At 63.7% G+C, this 14,470-nt stretch carries 14 protein-coding genes and 1 tRNA gene; 11 read left to right on the top strand and 4 right to left on the bottom strand.

Features of this window, described 5'->3' with window-relative positions; genetic code table 11:
• Positions 1-79: 79 nt before the first annotated feature.
• On the bottom strand, positions 80-877 hold the full coding sequence (locus BM194_RS17900) for a TlpA disulfide reductase family protein (protein ID WP_092849677.1): 798 nt from the start codon (positions 875-877) through the stop codon (positions 80-82).
• Between the two features lie 132 nt (positions 878-1,009).
• Between BM194_RS17900 and BM194_RS17895 the strand changes: the two genes are divergently transcribed.
• Positions 1,010-1,255 (top strand): hypothetical protein, encoded by a 246-nt coding sequence (locus BM194_RS17895; RefSeq protein ID WP_092849674.1) that lies wholly within the window; start codon positions 1,010-1,012, stop codon positions 1,253-1,255.
• Between the two features lie 4 nt (positions 1,256-1,259).
• Here the strand turns inward: BM194_RS17895 and BM194_RS17890 are convergent, their stop codons facing one another.
• Positions 1,260-1,679 carry a VOC family protein gene (locus BM194_RS17890; RefSeq protein WP_218155425.1) on the bottom strand — a complete coding sequence of 140 codons (420 nt, stop codon included), beginning with the start codon at positions 1,677-1,679 and terminating at the stop codon, positions 1,260-1,262.
• 234 nt (positions 1,680-1,913) lie between these two features.
• Here BM194_RS17890 and BM194_RS17885 point away from each other — a divergent pair, with 234 nt between their 5' ends.
• Entirely contained in the window at positions 1,914-3,161 is a 1,248-nt protein-coding gene (locus BM194_RS17885; RefSeq protein ID WP_092849670.1) for a cation:proton antiporter, read from the top strand.
• A 64-nt stretch (positions 3,162-3,225) separates the two neighbouring features.
• Here BM194_RS17885 and BM194_RS17880 read toward each other — a convergent pair.
• Both BM194_RS17880 and ispB read right to left on the bottom strand, forming a co-directional pair.
• A tRNA-Pro gene (locus BM194_RS17880) sits at positions 3,226-3,302 on the bottom strand.
• Positions 3,303-3,377: 75 nt separating this feature from the next.
• The gene (ispB, locus tag BM194_RS17875) at positions 3,378-4,352 is read right to left on the bottom strand and encodes an octaprenyl diphosphate synthase (RefSeq protein ID WP_092849668.1); all 975 of its coding nucleotides are present in this window, start codon (positions 4,350-4,352) and stop codon (positions 3,378-3,380) included.
• Positions 4,353-4,618: 266 nt separating this feature from the next.
• On the opposite strand from ispB, the gene rplU reads away from it, so the two are divergent.
• The 9 genes from rplU (at position 4,619) to lspA (ending at position 14,451) form a co-directional block, all read left to right on the top strand.
• Complete coding sequence (gene rplU, locus BM194_RS17870; protein ID WP_092849665.1) at positions 4,619-4,930, top strand: 50S ribosomal protein L21; 312 nt, start codon at positions 4,619-4,621, stop codon at positions 4,928-4,930.
• Between the two features lie 35 nt (positions 4,931-4,965).
• On the top strand, positions 4,966-5,223 hold the full coding sequence (rpmA, locus tag BM194_RS17865) for a 50S ribosomal protein L27 (protein WP_092849663.1): 258 nt from the start codon (positions 4,966-4,968) through the stop codon (positions 5,221-5,223).
• A 130-nt stretch (positions 5,224-5,353) separates the two neighbouring features.
• Positions 5,354-6,541 carry an Obg family GTPase CgtA gene (cgtA, locus tag BM194_RS17860; protein ID WP_092849661.1) on the top strand — a complete coding sequence of 396 codons (1,188 nt, stop codon included), beginning with the start codon at positions 5,354-5,356 and terminating at the stop codon, positions 6,539-6,541.
• Positions 6,542-6,549: 8 nt separating this feature from the next.
• Positions 6,550-7,689: a glutamate 5-kinase gene (proB, locus tag BM194_RS17855; RefSeq protein WP_092849659.1), complete on the top strand. Its 1,140-nt coding sequence runs from the start codon at positions 6,550-6,552 to the stop codon at positions 7,687-7,689.
• Between the two features lie 162 nt (positions 7,690-7,851).
• The gene (rpsT, locus tag BM194_RS17850) at positions 7,852-8,118 is read left to right on the top strand and encodes a 30S ribosomal protein S20 (protein ID WP_092849656.1); all 267 of its coding nucleotides are present in this window, start codon (positions 7,852-7,854) and stop codon (positions 8,116-8,118) included.
• A gap of 297 nt (positions 8,119-8,415) precedes the next feature.
• On the top strand, positions 8,416-9,939 hold the full coding sequence (gene murJ / locus BM194_RS17845) for a murein biosynthesis integral membrane protein MurJ (protein WP_177223464.1): 1,524 nt from the start codon (positions 8,416-8,418) through the stop codon (positions 9,937-9,939).
• A 78-nt stretch (positions 9,940-10,017) separates the two neighbouring features.
• Positions 10,018-11,091, top strand: a complete 1,074-nt coding sequence (gene ribF, locus BM194_RS17840; RefSeq protein WP_092849651.1) for a bifunctional riboflavin kinase/FAD synthetase — start codon at positions 10,018-10,020, stop codon at positions 11,089-11,091.
• The gene (ileS, locus tag BM194_RS17835) at positions 11,088-13,940 is read left to right on the top strand and encodes an isoleucine--tRNA ligase (RefSeq protein WP_092849646.1); all 2,853 of its coding nucleotides are present in this window, start codon (positions 11,088-11,090) and stop codon (positions 13,938-13,940) included. The genes ribF and ileS overlap by 4 nt, the downstream gene beginning before the upstream one ends.
• The gene (lspA, locus tag BM194_RS17830; protein WP_092849643.1) at positions 13,933-14,451 is read left to right on the top strand and encodes a signal peptidase II; all 519 of its coding nucleotides are present in this window, start codon (positions 13,933-13,935) and stop codon (positions 14,449-14,451) included. Before ileS ends, lspA begins: the two co-directional genes overlap by 8 nt.
• Positions 14,452-14,470: the final 19 nt, after the last annotated feature.

Here is a 14,470-nt window from a genome sequence, read left to right as displayed (position 1 = left end):
CGGGGCGCGGTATCTTACAGGAAATGCAGTGGACGATTAAGCGTTGTCGCAAGGCCGCCAGTGGCGTGAACGGCAGGCACTAGCGGGATAGCCAGGCTTCGAGCTGCGCGCGCGACAGTTCACCGACATGCTGGTCGGCGAGTCGGCCGGAAGCATCGAAAAGCAGAGTGGTGGGCAAGCCCGGGGCGGCGGTCAATGCCATGAGCTGCTGTCGTGGGTCGAGCAGTGCGTGTTCGAAGAACAGGCCATGGGTATCCAGGTAGCGTGTCACTTCCAGCAGGGTTTCGCCCTGGTTGGCCACGACTACCTGAACACCGTCACGGGCATCGGCCTGGGCAAGCAGGGGCATCTCGCGCCGACAGGGTGGGCACCAGCTTGCCCAGAGGTTGAGAATGACCGTCTCGCCCTGAAGTGATGACAGCGCCACGTGCTCACCGTCGAGGTTGTCCAGCGCCAGTTCGGGCAGTGCCTGTATCTGTTGATCGCCGGCTAGCGGATTCCACAGGGAAAGCCCCAGCCACAGGGCAAAGGCGGTGGCCAGCAGGACTTGCGAGGTGATCAGCGTGACCAGGCGATGGCGCAGTATCCACGCGCTCCATGCCGCTGCGCCAAGCAGCCCCCAGGTGGCGCTGTAGCCGGGTTGCCAGAACTTCAGGCCATCCAGCGGAGAGGCCGAATAGCTATCCCAGTGCATGAGGACATGGCCCAGGCGGGCGGCAACCAGCCAGGCCAGCAACAGGCCGTTGAACCAGCGGGTGCGCAGGGGGGTGGCCAGGCGCAGCACTGGCAGGCTGGCCAGCAGCAGGACCAGGGCGGCAATGAAGGCGTACAGGCGGGGCAGGGGAATCAGTAACGGGCCAAGCGCAAGGGCGTCCATGACGGGCCAGGTGTCCTTCGGGTAGCGGGAACGGGTTTTCGTGCGGCGCATGGCGCCGGTTACAATGCTGTCAGCCTACTGTTGTCGTTCGTTCCTGTCATCATGCGGCGTATGCGCTGCCGGAGTACTGTCATGGGCAAGTCTTTCGATCCGCTGCGCGCCTTGGCGATTGCCAGCCAGGCGCTCGGATTCGTGCTGATTATCACGCTGGAAACGGTGCTGGGCGATGCTGCACGGCCCTGGCAGGGTGTCACGCTGGGGGCCATGCTGCTGGTGGCGGTGGGCGTGGCGCTGGTGCGTCGCTATCGTCGTAACAAGGCGCGTAAGGCAGCTGTCGAGCGGGCACGCAAGGCGGCGGAAACCTGGATGTCGGATTGAGTCATCATTGCCGTGGCATGGAAAAGATAGGCGATGAGGGGGCGCAACGTGTCGGATCGATGCCAATGATGATCAGGCGATGGCCTTCGGGCGCATTGCAGCTCAGGATGCGCCAGGCACAGCCCGGGGCGCTGCTGTCCTCGCTCTGGAACAGGTAAGCGCCACGCTGTCGCAAGTGCTCGCAGAAGATCGGAAACTCCCTGTCGCTGACTTCCAGGGTCAGGCGGCGCGGCGTATCGGCCTGCTCATCGGCGAGCAGCATGAAGACCTGGGTGTGTCCGCGAGCATCCGTACCGAGCTCGAAGGTGACTGTCGAGGCGGTTTCCACCAGCACGGGCAGGCGTAACATGTCGACCCAGAATGCCTTCATGGCAGTCAGGTTCCTCACCCTTAGGATACCTGTATCCAGAGAGAGTCGTTGCATGGCGCGACCTTGATTCCTGTTGTTCGGTTTACCTGTCACGATGGCTTGGCGTGGGGATTTTTGCCGTTTGAACCTGTTCACTGTTTCGATAGCCTGGAGCTATCAAAAGGCTGTCAGTGTCACTCACCGCACGGGTCGCTAAGCTGTAGGCATGCACAATGATTGGTTTCACGTGACCGAGGCTCACGGACGCGAGCCTGCGTGAAGCCGAAATGTCCAGGGAGGGCTGCTGGCGTGGAATCGCATATCTATGTGTTGGGAGGCTTCGGGCTGCTGATCTTGCTGGTGGCCTGGTTTCCCATCTTCATCCGTAATCTGCCGTTGACCTTGCCGATCATCTGTGTGGCGGTCGGCTACGCCATTTTCGCCGTAGCGGGCGAGGAGGGCTTGAATCCTCGAGACTATCCGGCTGCCCTGACGTTTCTGACCGAACTGACCATCATCGTTTCGCTCACCGGAGCCGGGCTGAGTATCGACAAGCGGCTGCGGTGGCGGGAGTGGGCCAATACCGCCCGGCTCATCGGGTTGGCCATGCCGCTTTCCATTGCGGCAATTGCCGCGCTGGGCGCGTTCTTCCTCGGGTTGCCCTGGGAGGCGGCGGCATTGCTCGGGGCGGCGCTGGCCCCAACCGACCCGGTACTGGCGGCAGATGTCCGCGTAGGGCCGCCCCAGGCGGAGCCGGAGGACGAGGTGCGCTTCAGCCTGACCTCGGAAGCGGGTCTCAACGATGGATTGGCATTCCCGTTCATCTTTCTGGCCATCGGCCTGGCGTCGCATGGGGTTGGCTGGGGTGCGTGGACCTGGGAGTGGCTGCTTCTCGATGTTGTCTGGCGAGTGGCCGCCGGCTGCGCCGCAGGATGGGTGGTGGGCAGCGTGCTGGGCAATATCGTCTATCGCGTGCGACACAAGATCATCGCGCGTACCGGCCAGGGGTTCGCATCGCTGGGCATTACCTTCGTGGCTTATGCCGGGGCGGAGCTGATCCATGGCTATGGCTTCATTGCCGTATTCGTGGCGGCGCTGGTCATGCGGCGGCGGGATAATCACAACGAATACAATCATCGACTCTACGACTTCACCGAGCAGGCCGAGCACCTGCTGATGATGACCTTGCTGGTTCTCTTTGGGGGAAGCCTGGCCGGCACGCTGCTCGACGGCCTGACCTGGCCGATCTTTGCGGCGGCCATTGTCGTGCTGTTCGTGATCCGACCGGTAATCGGCATGCTGAGCCTGGCAGGTAGTGGCATGTACCGCTGCGAACGCTCGATCGTCAGCCTGTTCGGCATTCGCGGTGTCGGCTCGTTCTACTATCTGGCCTATGCCACCAAAATCGAGGACTTCGGCGAGGTCGACACGGTCTGGACGCTGGTCACCCTCGTCGTGCTGATCTCGATCGTGTCGTACGGCATGCTTTCCGCGCCACTCATGGGCTGGATGGACCGGCGGCGGGAGATCGAGGCCAAATCGCTGGGCGCGCAGTAGCGGAGGGGTGAAACGAAAACCGCCACCCGGGCGAAGCCCAAGGGTGGCGGTTTGCGGGACATTCTGGTCGGAGTGATAGGATTTGAACCTACGACCCCTGCCTCCCGAAGACAGTGCTCTACCAAGCTGAGCTACACTCCGACATGGTTGGGCTTGCGCCTCAACGGTGCTGCATTATACCCATCGTGCTGGTGCGCGCAACCCCTCGCGCTCGATTCAGGCCTGACGGTCGACGGCGAGCCGCGCCAGGGTGGCCAGTGTGTCGCGAAAACGGCTGTCGGGCAGCACGTCGAGCTGGCTCAGGGCGCGGCGCGACATTTCCTCGGCGCGCTGGCGGGTATAATCGAGTGCGCCGGTCTCTGCGACGATGGCCAGCACCTCGTCGAGCTGGTCCAGGCCGCCCTTGCGTATCGCCCGGCGGATCAGCTGCGCCTGGTCAGGCGTGCCGCAGGCCATGGCGCGGATCAGTGGCAGGGTGGGCTTGCCTTCGGCGAGGTCGTCGCCGACATTCTTGCCCATGGTCTGCACATCGCCCTGGTAATCGAGCAGGTCGTCGGTGAGCTGGAAGGCCAGGCCCAGGTAGCGGCCGTAGAGCTGCAGCGCTGTCTCCCGCTCGGGGTCGGCCTCGGCAAGCACGGCGCCGCAGTGTGTCGCCGCCTCGAAGAGCATGGCCGTCTTGCCCTGGATGGTCTCGAAGTAGGCGGCCTCGTCGACGTCGGGGTTGCCGATGTTGGTCAGCTGCAGGACTTCGCCCTCGGCAATGGTGCAGGTGGCGGCGGAGAGAATCTCCATGACCCGCATCGAGCCGACGTCGACCATCATCTGGAACGAGCGGGAATAAAGGAAGTCGCCGACCAGGACGGAAGGCGCGTTGCCCCAGTTCTCGTTGGCCGTCTTGCGGCCGCGGCGCATGCTCGATTCGTCGACCACGTCGTCATGCAGCAGGGTAGAGGTATGCATGAACTCGATCAGGGCGGCCAGGGTGACATGGCGATCACCGCCGTAGTCCAGCGCACGCGCGGCCAGCAGCACCAGCAGTGGGCGCAAGCGCTTGCCGCCGCTCTCGATGATGTAGTGGCCGATGCTTTCGACGAGCGGGACACGGGAGCCGAGCTGGGCGAGGATGGTGCGATCGACGGCAGCGAAGTCCTCTGCCACCGCCGCATGGATTGGCGATGCGTTAGGCTGCATGTTGGCTTTCTATAAAGGAATTGGGCCGCTTAGAAGTACCACGCCACGGGTGGGGCCGGCCTTGGGTGGGGTTATGCTATGAGCCCCTTTGCAGGGCGTCAAGGCAAGTTGCTGCCCCGATGGCAATGGCCTTGTGGTGTCGCGCGCGAGCCGTTATAATCCGCGACCCTACTCATCATGCTCCCTGTCAGATGGCTGCCGGAAGGGGCGCCACTCGCAGCAGGTCGATGAAGAGCCCACCCCGATGAGTGTCTGGAGAGTGAGTTATGTACGCAGTTATCAAGAGCGGCGGTAAGCAGTACCGTGTCCAGGAAGGCCAGACCCTGAAGCTCGAGAAGCTTGAAGTGGCCACCGGCGACAGCCTGGACTTCGATCAGGTGCTGCTGGTTGCCGATGGCGACGACGTCAAGGTCGGCGCGCCGCTGGTCGACGGTGCCAAGGTGTCCGCCGAAGTCGTGTCGCACGGTCGTGGCGAGAAGGTCCGCATCATCAAGTTCCGTCGTCGCAAGCATTCCATGCGTCGTCAGGGCCACCGTCAGTGGTACACTGAAGTCAAGATCACCGGGATTTCCGCCTGAGCGGAACCTCCCCCTGAACGAGCGAGGAGTTAGCAATGGCTCATAAGAAGGCAGCGGGTAGTTCCCGTAACGGTCGCGATTCTGAATCCAAGCGCCTTGGTGTCAAGCTGTTCGGCGGCCAGGTCGTGACCCCGGGCAACATCATCGTGCGTCAGCGTGGCACGCGTTTCCACGCTGGTACCGGTGTCGGCATCGGCAAGGACCACACCCTGTTCGCTCTGAACGAAGGCGTGGTCAAGTTCGAGACCAAGGGTCCGAAGAACCGCAAGTTCGTGAGTGTCGTCTCCGCCTGAGGCGGGATGCACCAGTATCGCCACCGGGGCGAAGGGTTGCCAGGCGCAGCCGTTCCACCGTGGCAGAAAAAGGCCCCGCGATGCGGGGCCTTTTCGTATGATGGCAGGTTGGCCGTCGGGAGAAAGACAGATGCAGTTCGTCGATGAAGCCTCGATCATCGTGGAAGCCGGCAAGGGCGGCAACGGTTGCCTGAGCTTCCGTCGCGAGAAGTTCGTGCCCAAGGGCGGTCCCGACGGTGGTGACGGCGGCCATGGTGGCAGCGTCTACCTGATCGGTGACGAGTCGCTGAATACCCTGATCGATTTCAAGTACCAGCGATTCTACAAGGCCCAGAACGGCCAGCCGGGCCAGGGCCGGCAGATGAGCGGCAAGGGCGGCGACGATCTTCACGTCAAGGTGCCGGTGGGTACCACGCTGATCGACGAAGATACCCTGGAGGTTATCGCCGACGTGACCGAGCCCGGTCAGGTGGTGCTGGTTGCCCAGGGTGGGCGGCGCGGCCTGGGCAATATCCATTTCAAATCATCGACCAATCGCGCCCCGCGCCGGACGACGCCGGGTACCGAAGGCGAGCGTCGTAACCTGCGTCTGGAGATGAAGGTGATGGCCGATGTCGGATTGCTGGGCATGCCCAACGCCGGCAAGTCGACGCTGATCCGCTCGGTCTCGGCTGCCAAGCCCAAGGTGGCCAATTATCCCTTCACCACCCTGGTGCCCAACCTCGGCGTGGTCAAGCTGGGCATGCACGAGCATTTCGTGATGGCCGATGTGCCGGGCCTCATCGAGGGAGCGTCGGAAGGCGCCGGGCTCGGGTTGCGCTTTCTCAAGCATCTGACGCGGACGCGCCTGCTGCTGCATGTGGTCGATGTGGCTCCGTTCGACGAGTCCGATCCCGTCGATGCGGCCCAGGCCATCATCAATGAACTCGAGCAATTCTCGGCGACGCTTGCCGAGCGCCCGCGCTGGCTGGTGCTCAACAAGCTCGATCTATTGCCTGAGGACGAGCGCGAGTCGCGCGTCGCGGACATCGTCTCTCGGCTGGCCTGGGACGGGCCGGTGCATCGTATTTCGGCGATCAGCGGTGACGGTACCCAGGCGCTGGTGCAAGCCGTGTATCGCTGGCTGACCGAGCAGCGCCGCCTGGAAGCCGAGGACGAGACGGCGGCCGAGCACGAGCGCGACATGCGAGCCCGCATGGAGGCCGAGGCAGTGGCGCGGGCCGAGTCGCGACTCAGCCGCAAGCGCAAGCGTGATGAAGACGAGGACGATGACTTCGATGACGACGACTACGATGTCGAGGTCGAGTATGTGCAATAGGGCGCAGCATGGCGTATAGCGAACGAATGCCTGGCCGGGAGGCGCTGACCGAGGCGCGGCGGATCGTGGTCAAGATCGGTAGTGCCTTGCTGACCAACGATGGGCGCGGTCTCGATGAAGCCGCCATTGGTGGCTGGGTCGATCAGATCGCCGCCTTGCATGCCCGCGGCATTGAGGTGGTGCTGGTGTCGTCCGGCGCTGTAGCGGCCGGCATGGTGCGCCTGGGCTGGAATGTCAGGCCCTCGGCGGTGCATGAACTGCAGGCAGCGGCTGCCGTAGGGCAGACCGGGCTGGCGCAGTGCTACGAGGGCCATTTCGCGCGGCATGGGTTGCGCAGTGCCCAGGTGCTGTTGACTCACGACGACTTGTCCAACCGAAAGCGCTACCTCAACGCGCGTTCGGCACTGCGCACCCTGGTCGGGCTGAGGGTGGTGCCGGTGATCAACGAGAACGACACGGTGGTCACCGACGAGATCCGCTTCGGTGATAACGATACATTGGGTGCGCTGGTCGCCAACCTGCTCGAGGCCGATGCCCTTGTCATCCTCACCGACCAGGAAGGCCTGTTTGATGCCGACCCCCGCCACAATCCGCAGGCGCAGCTGGTTTATGAAGGCCGCGCCGACGACCCCGGCCTGGCGGCCATGGCGGGTGACGGCGGCGCGCTTGGGCGGGGGGGCATGACCACCAAGGTACGTGCGGCGCGCCTCGCAGCGCGCTCCGGGGCGGTGACGGCGATTGCCAGTGGTCGCCAGCCCGATGTGCTGCCTCGCCTGGTCGATGGTGAGCGGCTGGGCACCCTGCTGCGGCCAGAGCATGCCCCACTGGCCGCCCGCAAACGCTGGCTGGCCGGGCAGTTGCAGGTGCGTGGCACGCTCACCCTGGATGCAGGAGCCGTCAGCGTGTTGCGCAGCCGCGGATCGAGCCTGCTGCCGGTGGGGGTCAAGGCGCTGGAGGGGCGTTTCGTGCGCGGCGACATGGTGGTCTGTGTCGACGAGCAGGGGGAGAGGGTCGCCAAGGGGCTGGTCAACTACGGCAGCGACGAGGCGATGCGTATTCTCGGCCAGCCGAGCCACCAGATCGAGGCGATTCTGGGCTACATGGAAGCGCCGGAACTGATTCATCGCGACAACCTGGTGGTGCTGTAGCAAGGCCGGGGGCAGCATGATAGAATGCCGCATCCTCTCAGACATGGCCCGTGATTCTTTAACGGCCAAACCGGCTTGGAGATGGTAAAAGCCAAGCCTGGTCAACGACTTATTCCGAACTAACACCGAAACTTCGGTTTCAGATTCTCCAAGGAGATTACGGTGGCGAATACCAAGCAAGCTCAGAAGCGCGCGCGTCAGGCGGAACAGCGTCGCAAGCACAATGCCAGTCAGCGTTCCATGGTCCGCACTTACATCAAGCGCGTGATCAAGGCTATCCAGGGCGGCGACCATGCGAACGCCATGGCCGAGTTCAAGGCAGCCCAGCCGGTCATCGACCGCATTGCCGACAAGGACGCACTGTCCAAGAAGAAGGCCGCTCGCATCAAGAGCCGCTTGAACAAGCGTATCAAGGCACTGGCTGCGTAAGCCGGTCGCCACGGGAAACGCCGCCGGCGCATCGCGTCGGGTCTGGGTTCTCGGCAGAAAAACCGGCCTCGGCCGGTTTTTTTGTGCATGATATTCCGGCCTGCATGTAAGGAGACGGCAGTGCAGCCTGACGATAGTCGCAAGACACCGCCTGCAGCCCAGGAAAATGCGCAATTGGATGCCGGGGCGTCATCATCGCCCTCGGCGGGCGACTGGGCATCGGGCAGCCCTGCCTCGGTACCGGGACAGGCGGAGGCCGTCCCCCCCGAAGGTGAGCGGGCACCGCGCGCCGGCCTGCTGCGCTCCGGACTGGTCGTCAGCATGATGACCATGCTCTCGCGCGTGCTCGGGTTGGCTCGCGATGTGGTCATTGCAGCGCTGTTTGGCGCGGGCAGTGGGGCGGACGCCTTCTTCGTCGCCTTCAAGATTCCAAACTTCATGCGCCGGCTATTTGCCGAAGGGGCGTTCAACCAGGCGTTCGTGCCGGTGCTCTCCGAGTACGCCACCCAGCGTTCACGGGCAGAGGTGCGGGAGTTGCTCGATGCCGTGTCGGGTAGCCTGGCGGTGGTGCTGGCATTGATCACCGCGGCTGCCATCGGGTTGTCGCCCTGGCTGGCCTGGCTGTTCGCGCCGGGGTTCGCGCGCGACCCCGAGAAGCTGGCGCTGACCGCCGAGATGCTGCAGCTGACGTTTCCCTATTTGCTGCTGATCTCGCTAACGGCATTCTCGGGGAGCGTGCTCAATACCTGGAACCGCTTCGCGATCCCGGCCTTTACGCCGGTACTGCTCAATATTTCGTTGATTGGGGCAGCATTGTGGCTGACACCCTGGGTGTCGATACCGTCAATGGCGCTGGCCTGGGGCGTTCTGATTGCCGGCGCGGCGCAACTGGCTTTTCAGGTGCCGTTCCTCATGCGCCTGGGATTGATGCCGACACCATGGCCCAAGTTTCGCCATCCCGGGGTGCGGCGTATCCTCAAGCTGATGACACCCGCGCTGTTCGGGGTCTCGGTGTCACAGATCAATCTATTGCTGGATACCGTGCTGGCCTCGTTCCTTGCCGCGGGCAGCGTGTCGTGGCTGTACTATTCCGATCGCCTGGTGGAGCTACCGCTGGGAGTCTTCGGGATTGCGATTGCCACAGTGATCCTGCCGGCCCTGTCGAAGCGGCATGCGGAACAATCCACCGAACATTTCGCCAAAATGCTCGACTGGGCGATTCGGGCGGTACTGCTGATCGGCTTGCCGGCAGCGTTGGCGCTGGCGGTGCTGGCCGAGCCACTGCTGATCAGCCTGTTCCACTATGGTGCGATGACTGATCGTGATATTGCCATGGCAGCCATGAGCCTGAGGGCCTACGCCCTGGGCCTGATTGCCTTCATGCTGATCAAGGTCCTGGCTCCCGGTTACTTTGCGCGGCAGGACACTGCCACGCCGGTCAAGATCGGCATGATTGCCATGGTCGCCAACATGGCCTTCAATCTGGCGCTGATCCTGCCGTTGGCGCATGCCGGACTGGCCTTGGCCACGGCGTTGTCTGCCTTCCTGAATGCAGGGTTGCTGGCGCGAGGACTGCGCCGTCAGGGGGTGCTGATATTCCAGCCCGGCTGGGGGCGCTATGCCTGGCAACTGGGCGGTGGCTGTGCTGTGCTGACTGCCGGATTGTGGTGGTTCTCGCCGGATTGGCAAGCCTGGTTGGCATGGAGCGTGTGGCAACGTGCGCTGGTGCTGGGCGGGCTGGTCATCGGTGGGGCGGGCATCTATTTCGCCTGGCTGGCGGCCTGTGGTATTCGCCTGCGGCACTTTCGACTGAATGGCTGAGGCAAGAAGCGGGAGTGCGGCTGTCAAGGTCCGGCCCCTTCGTTATAATTGACCCTTTTATCGACTCGTGAACGACGCATGGAACTGATCCGCGGTTTGCACAATCTGCGCGAGCATCATCGCGGCTGCGTCGCCACCATCGGCAACTTCGATGGGGTGCATCGCGGTCACCAGGCGATTCTCGATCAGTTGCGTGGCCAGGCCGAGGCGCTCGGCCTGCCGGTGACGGTCGTGGTCTTCGAGCCCCAGCCGCGGGAATTCTTCGCCGGTGACCAGGCCCCGCCGCGCCTGACCCGCCTGCGTGACAAGGCCTGGCTGCTGGCCTCGTACGGGGCCGAGCGCATTCTCTGCCTTCCGTTTAACGATGCCTTGCGCAGCCTGACGGCACGCCAGTTCATCGACCGTATCCTGCTGCAGGGGCTCGACGTACGTCATCTGGTGGTCGGGGACGATTTCCGGTTCGGTTGTGACCGGCTCGGTGATTTCGAATTGCTGGCGCAGGTAGGCAGGGAATGCGGCTTCGGCGTGGAACATACGCGTACCTTCCAGCTCGACGACGAGCGGGTATCGAGTTCCCGGGTGCGCACCCTGCTGGCGAGCGGTAACTTTGCCCAGGCAGCCCGTATGCTGGGATGCCCCTATCGGTTCTGCGGGCGTGTCGTGGCCGATCAGAAACTGGGTCGTACGATAGGTGTACCCACCGCCAACCTCCCGCTGTTGCCCGGTCCACTGGCACTGCGCGGTGTCTATGCGGTGATCTCTCGCCTGGCCGACGGCCGCGAGGTTGCCGGGGTGGCCAATGTGGGGTGGCGGCCCACGGTGGGCGCCAGGCGGCCCGTACTCGAGGTGCATCTGTTCGATTTCGATGGCGATCTTTACGGTCAGCGGCTCGAGGTAGTTCCCTGTGCCCGGCTGCGTGGGGAAATGACCTTCGATGGGTTGGATGCCCTCAAGCGCCAGATTCATGCCGATCAGGTGCGGGCGCGACATTATTTCGAGGGCTGGTACCGGGACCGGAACGCCTTGGCCGGTAATGACAAGCAGGACTGGACACGTTATCTGGCATCGGCGCCTCTGGCCCCGATTGCAGTGAATACTGACTCCCCGGCGGGCTCGTCGCCCGTCGGACGCGACGATGATGGAACCCCATGAGCGACTACAAGCATACCCTGAACCTGCCTGAAACCGATTTTCCCATGCGCGGCAACCTGCCCAAGCGCGAGCCGGCACGTATTCAGCGCTGGCAGGAGATCGATCTCTATCAGCGCCTGCGCGAGGCGGGCCAGGGCCGCAAGACGTTTGTGCTGCATGACGGCCCGCCCTATGCCAACGGCAGCATCCACATCGGGCACGCTGTCAACAAGATCCTCAAGGACATCATCGTCAAGTCGAAGGGCCTGGCCGGGTTCGATGCACCCTATGTGCCGGGCTGGGACTGCCATGGCTTGCCCATCGAGCACAAGGTCGAGACGACCCACGGCAAGCACCTGCCGCCCGACGAGGCGCGGGCGCTGTGCCGCGAGTACGCCGCCGAGCAGATCCAGGGCCAGATGACCGACTTCGTGCGTCTTGGCGTGATCGGTGATTGGGAGCGCCCTTACCGCACCATGGACTTCGTCAACGAGGCCGGCGAAGTCCGTGCGCTGGCCGAGATGGTCCGACATGGCTACGTGTTCAAGGGACTCAAGCCGGTCAACTGGTGCTTCGATTGCGGCTCGGCACTGGCCGAGGCCGAGGTCGAATATGCCGACAAGAAGTCGGATGCCATTGATGTGGCCTTCGCCGCGGAAGACTCCTCGGCGCTGGCTGCGGCCTTCGGGCTCGAGCGGCTTTCCAAGCCGGCCGCCGTGGTGATCTGGACCACTACGCCCTGGACCATTCCCGCCAACCAGGCGCTCAACGTGCACCCCGACGTTGACTATGCACTGGTCGACACCGGTGAACGCCTGCTGGTGCTGGCCGAGGCGCTGGTCGAGAGCTGCCTGCAGCGCTTCGATCTGCAGGGCGAGGTGACGGCCACCACGGCCGGGGCCAAGCTCGAGAATCTGCAGTTCCGCCACCCGTTCTACGACCGCCTCTCGCCGGTCTATCTGGGCGACTACGTGGAAACCGATGCCGGCACCGGCATCGTCCATTCTGCCCCGGCCTACGGCGTGGATGACTTCGTCACCTGTCGCGCCTACGGCATGGAGTTCGAGGCAATCCAGAATCCGGTCATGGGCGATGGTGTCTACGTCGATGACCTGCCGTTCTTCGGCGGGCAGATGATCTGGAAGGCCAATCCACAGATCGTCGCCAAACTCGAGGAAGTCGGCGCACTGCTGGCCCACGAGAAGATCACCCATAGCTACATGCACTGCTGGCGCCACAAGACGCCGGTAATCTACCGTGCCACCGCCCAGTGGTTCGTGGGCATGGATATCGAGGGGCAGGATGGCCGGACGCTGCGTCAGCGTGCACTGGACGGTATCGAGGCGACCCAGTTCGTGCCGAGCTGGGGCAAGGCGCGCCTGCACTCGATGATCGCCAACCGGCCGGACTGGTGCATCTCGCGCCAGCGCAACTGGGGGGTGCCGATCCCGTTCTTCCTCGATCGTGCCAGCGGCGAGCTGCATCCGCGTACCGTCGAGTTGATGGAAGAAGTGGCAAGCCGTATCGAGAAAGAAGGTATCGATGCCTGGTTCCGCCTCGACCCTGCCGAGCTGCTGGGAGATGAATCTGCCCTCTACGAAAAGGTCACCGACACGCTCGACGTGTGGTTCGATTCCGGTACGACGCATTGGCATGTGCTGCGCGGCTCTCACGCAGCGGTCTTCGATCATCCCGAGCAGGGCGAAGGGCCGGCTGCCGATCTGTATCTGGAAGGCTCCGACCAGCATCGTGGCTGGTTCCACTCCTCGCTGCTGACCGGTTGCGCCATCGACGGTCATCCGCCGTACAAGGGCCTGCTGACCCACGGCTTCACCGTCGATGCCCAGGGCCGCAAGATGTCCAAGTCGGTAGGCAACGTGGTTGCGCCGCAGGAGGTAATGGACAAGCTGGGTGCGGACATCCTGCGCCTGTGGGTCGCTTCCACCGACTATTCTGGCGAAATGGCGGTCTCAGACGAGATCCTCAAGCGCACCGCAGACGTCTACCGGCGCATCCGCAATACCTCGCGCTTTCTGCTGGCCAACCTGAATGGCTTCGATGCCCAGCGCGACGCAGTACCCTTCGAGGACATGCTGGCGCTGGACCAGTGGGTGGTCGACCGGGCGGCGCAGCTCCAGGCACGCATCGAGAAGGCCTATGCCGACTACCGCTTCCTCGAGGTCTACCAGCAGGTGCACACCTTCTGTGCCCGCGAGCTGGGCGGTTTCTACCTCGACGTGATCAAGGACCGCCAGTACACCACGCAGGCAGACTCCCTGGCACGGCGCAGCTGCCAGACGGCGCTCTATCGTGTCGTCGAGGCGCTGGCGCGCTGGGTGGCGCCGATCCTGTCGTTCACGGCCGAGGAAATCTACGAGCACATCCCCGGCGAGCGCAAGGCCAGTGTGCTGCTCGAGACCTTCTACACGGACCTGAACACCCTGGCTGACGATGCCGTGTTCGGTCGCGACTTCTGGGAGCAGGTGCTGGAGGTCAAGCAGGCCGTCAACAAGTGCCTGGAAGATGCGCGCAACGCCAAGGTCATCAAGAGTGGCCTGGCTGCCGAGGTGACACTCTATGTCAACGACGCCCTGCGCGAGTCGCTGGGCCGCTTGGGCAGCGAGCTTCGTTTCGTGCTGCTGACCAGCGAGGTGCATCTGGCATCGCTGGATAGCGCCGAGGCCAAGAATGCTGAAACGACCGAGCTGACTGGCCTCAAGGTGGCAGTGACGGCCAGCTCGCATGCCAAGTGCGAGCGCTGCTGGCACCATCGCGAGGATGTCGGCAGCCATGCCGAGCATCCCGACCTGTGCGGGCGCTGCATCAGCAACCTGCCGGAAGGCCCCGGTGAAGAGCGTCATTATGCCTGAGGCGCAGACTCCGCCAATGACCCATCCACTGCGCTGGCTGTGGCTGTCGGTCGCGGTGATCGTACTTGATCTTGGTGCCAAGGCCTTGGCCAGCAGCCTGCTGGTCTATGGCCAGCCGGTGGTGGTATTGCCGGTCTTCAACCTGACGCTGCTGCACAATACTGGGGCCGCATTCAGTTTCCTGGCGGAGCATGACGGCTGGCAGCGCTGGCTGTTCGCGGTGATCGCCGTCGGTGCCAGTATCGGCCTTACCGTGTGGCTGACTCGCCTGCGGGCCCACGAGAAACTGATGGCCGCGTCGCTGGCGCTGGTCATCGGCGGGGCGCTGGGCAATCTGTATGACCGAGTGGTTCACGGCTACGTGGTGGATTTCCTATCCTTCCATTGGCAAAACCATTACTTCCCGGCCTTCAATCTGGCCGATACGGCCATCACGCTGGGAGCCATCGGCATGATTCTCGAGTCCCTGCGCGATGCACGCGGGGAACGCGACAAGACCTCGCGGTCTTGATCCCGAACACAGGAACGCA

This window comes from Modicisalibacter xianhensis (assembly GCF_900113605.1).
GTDB lineage: Bacteria > Pseudomonadota > Gammaproteobacteria > Pseudomonadales > Halomonadaceae > Modicisalibacter > Modicisalibacter xianhensis.
Note: the sequence above shows the minus strand (reverse complement) of the source record. Positions and strands in the feature narration are given on the sequence as shown.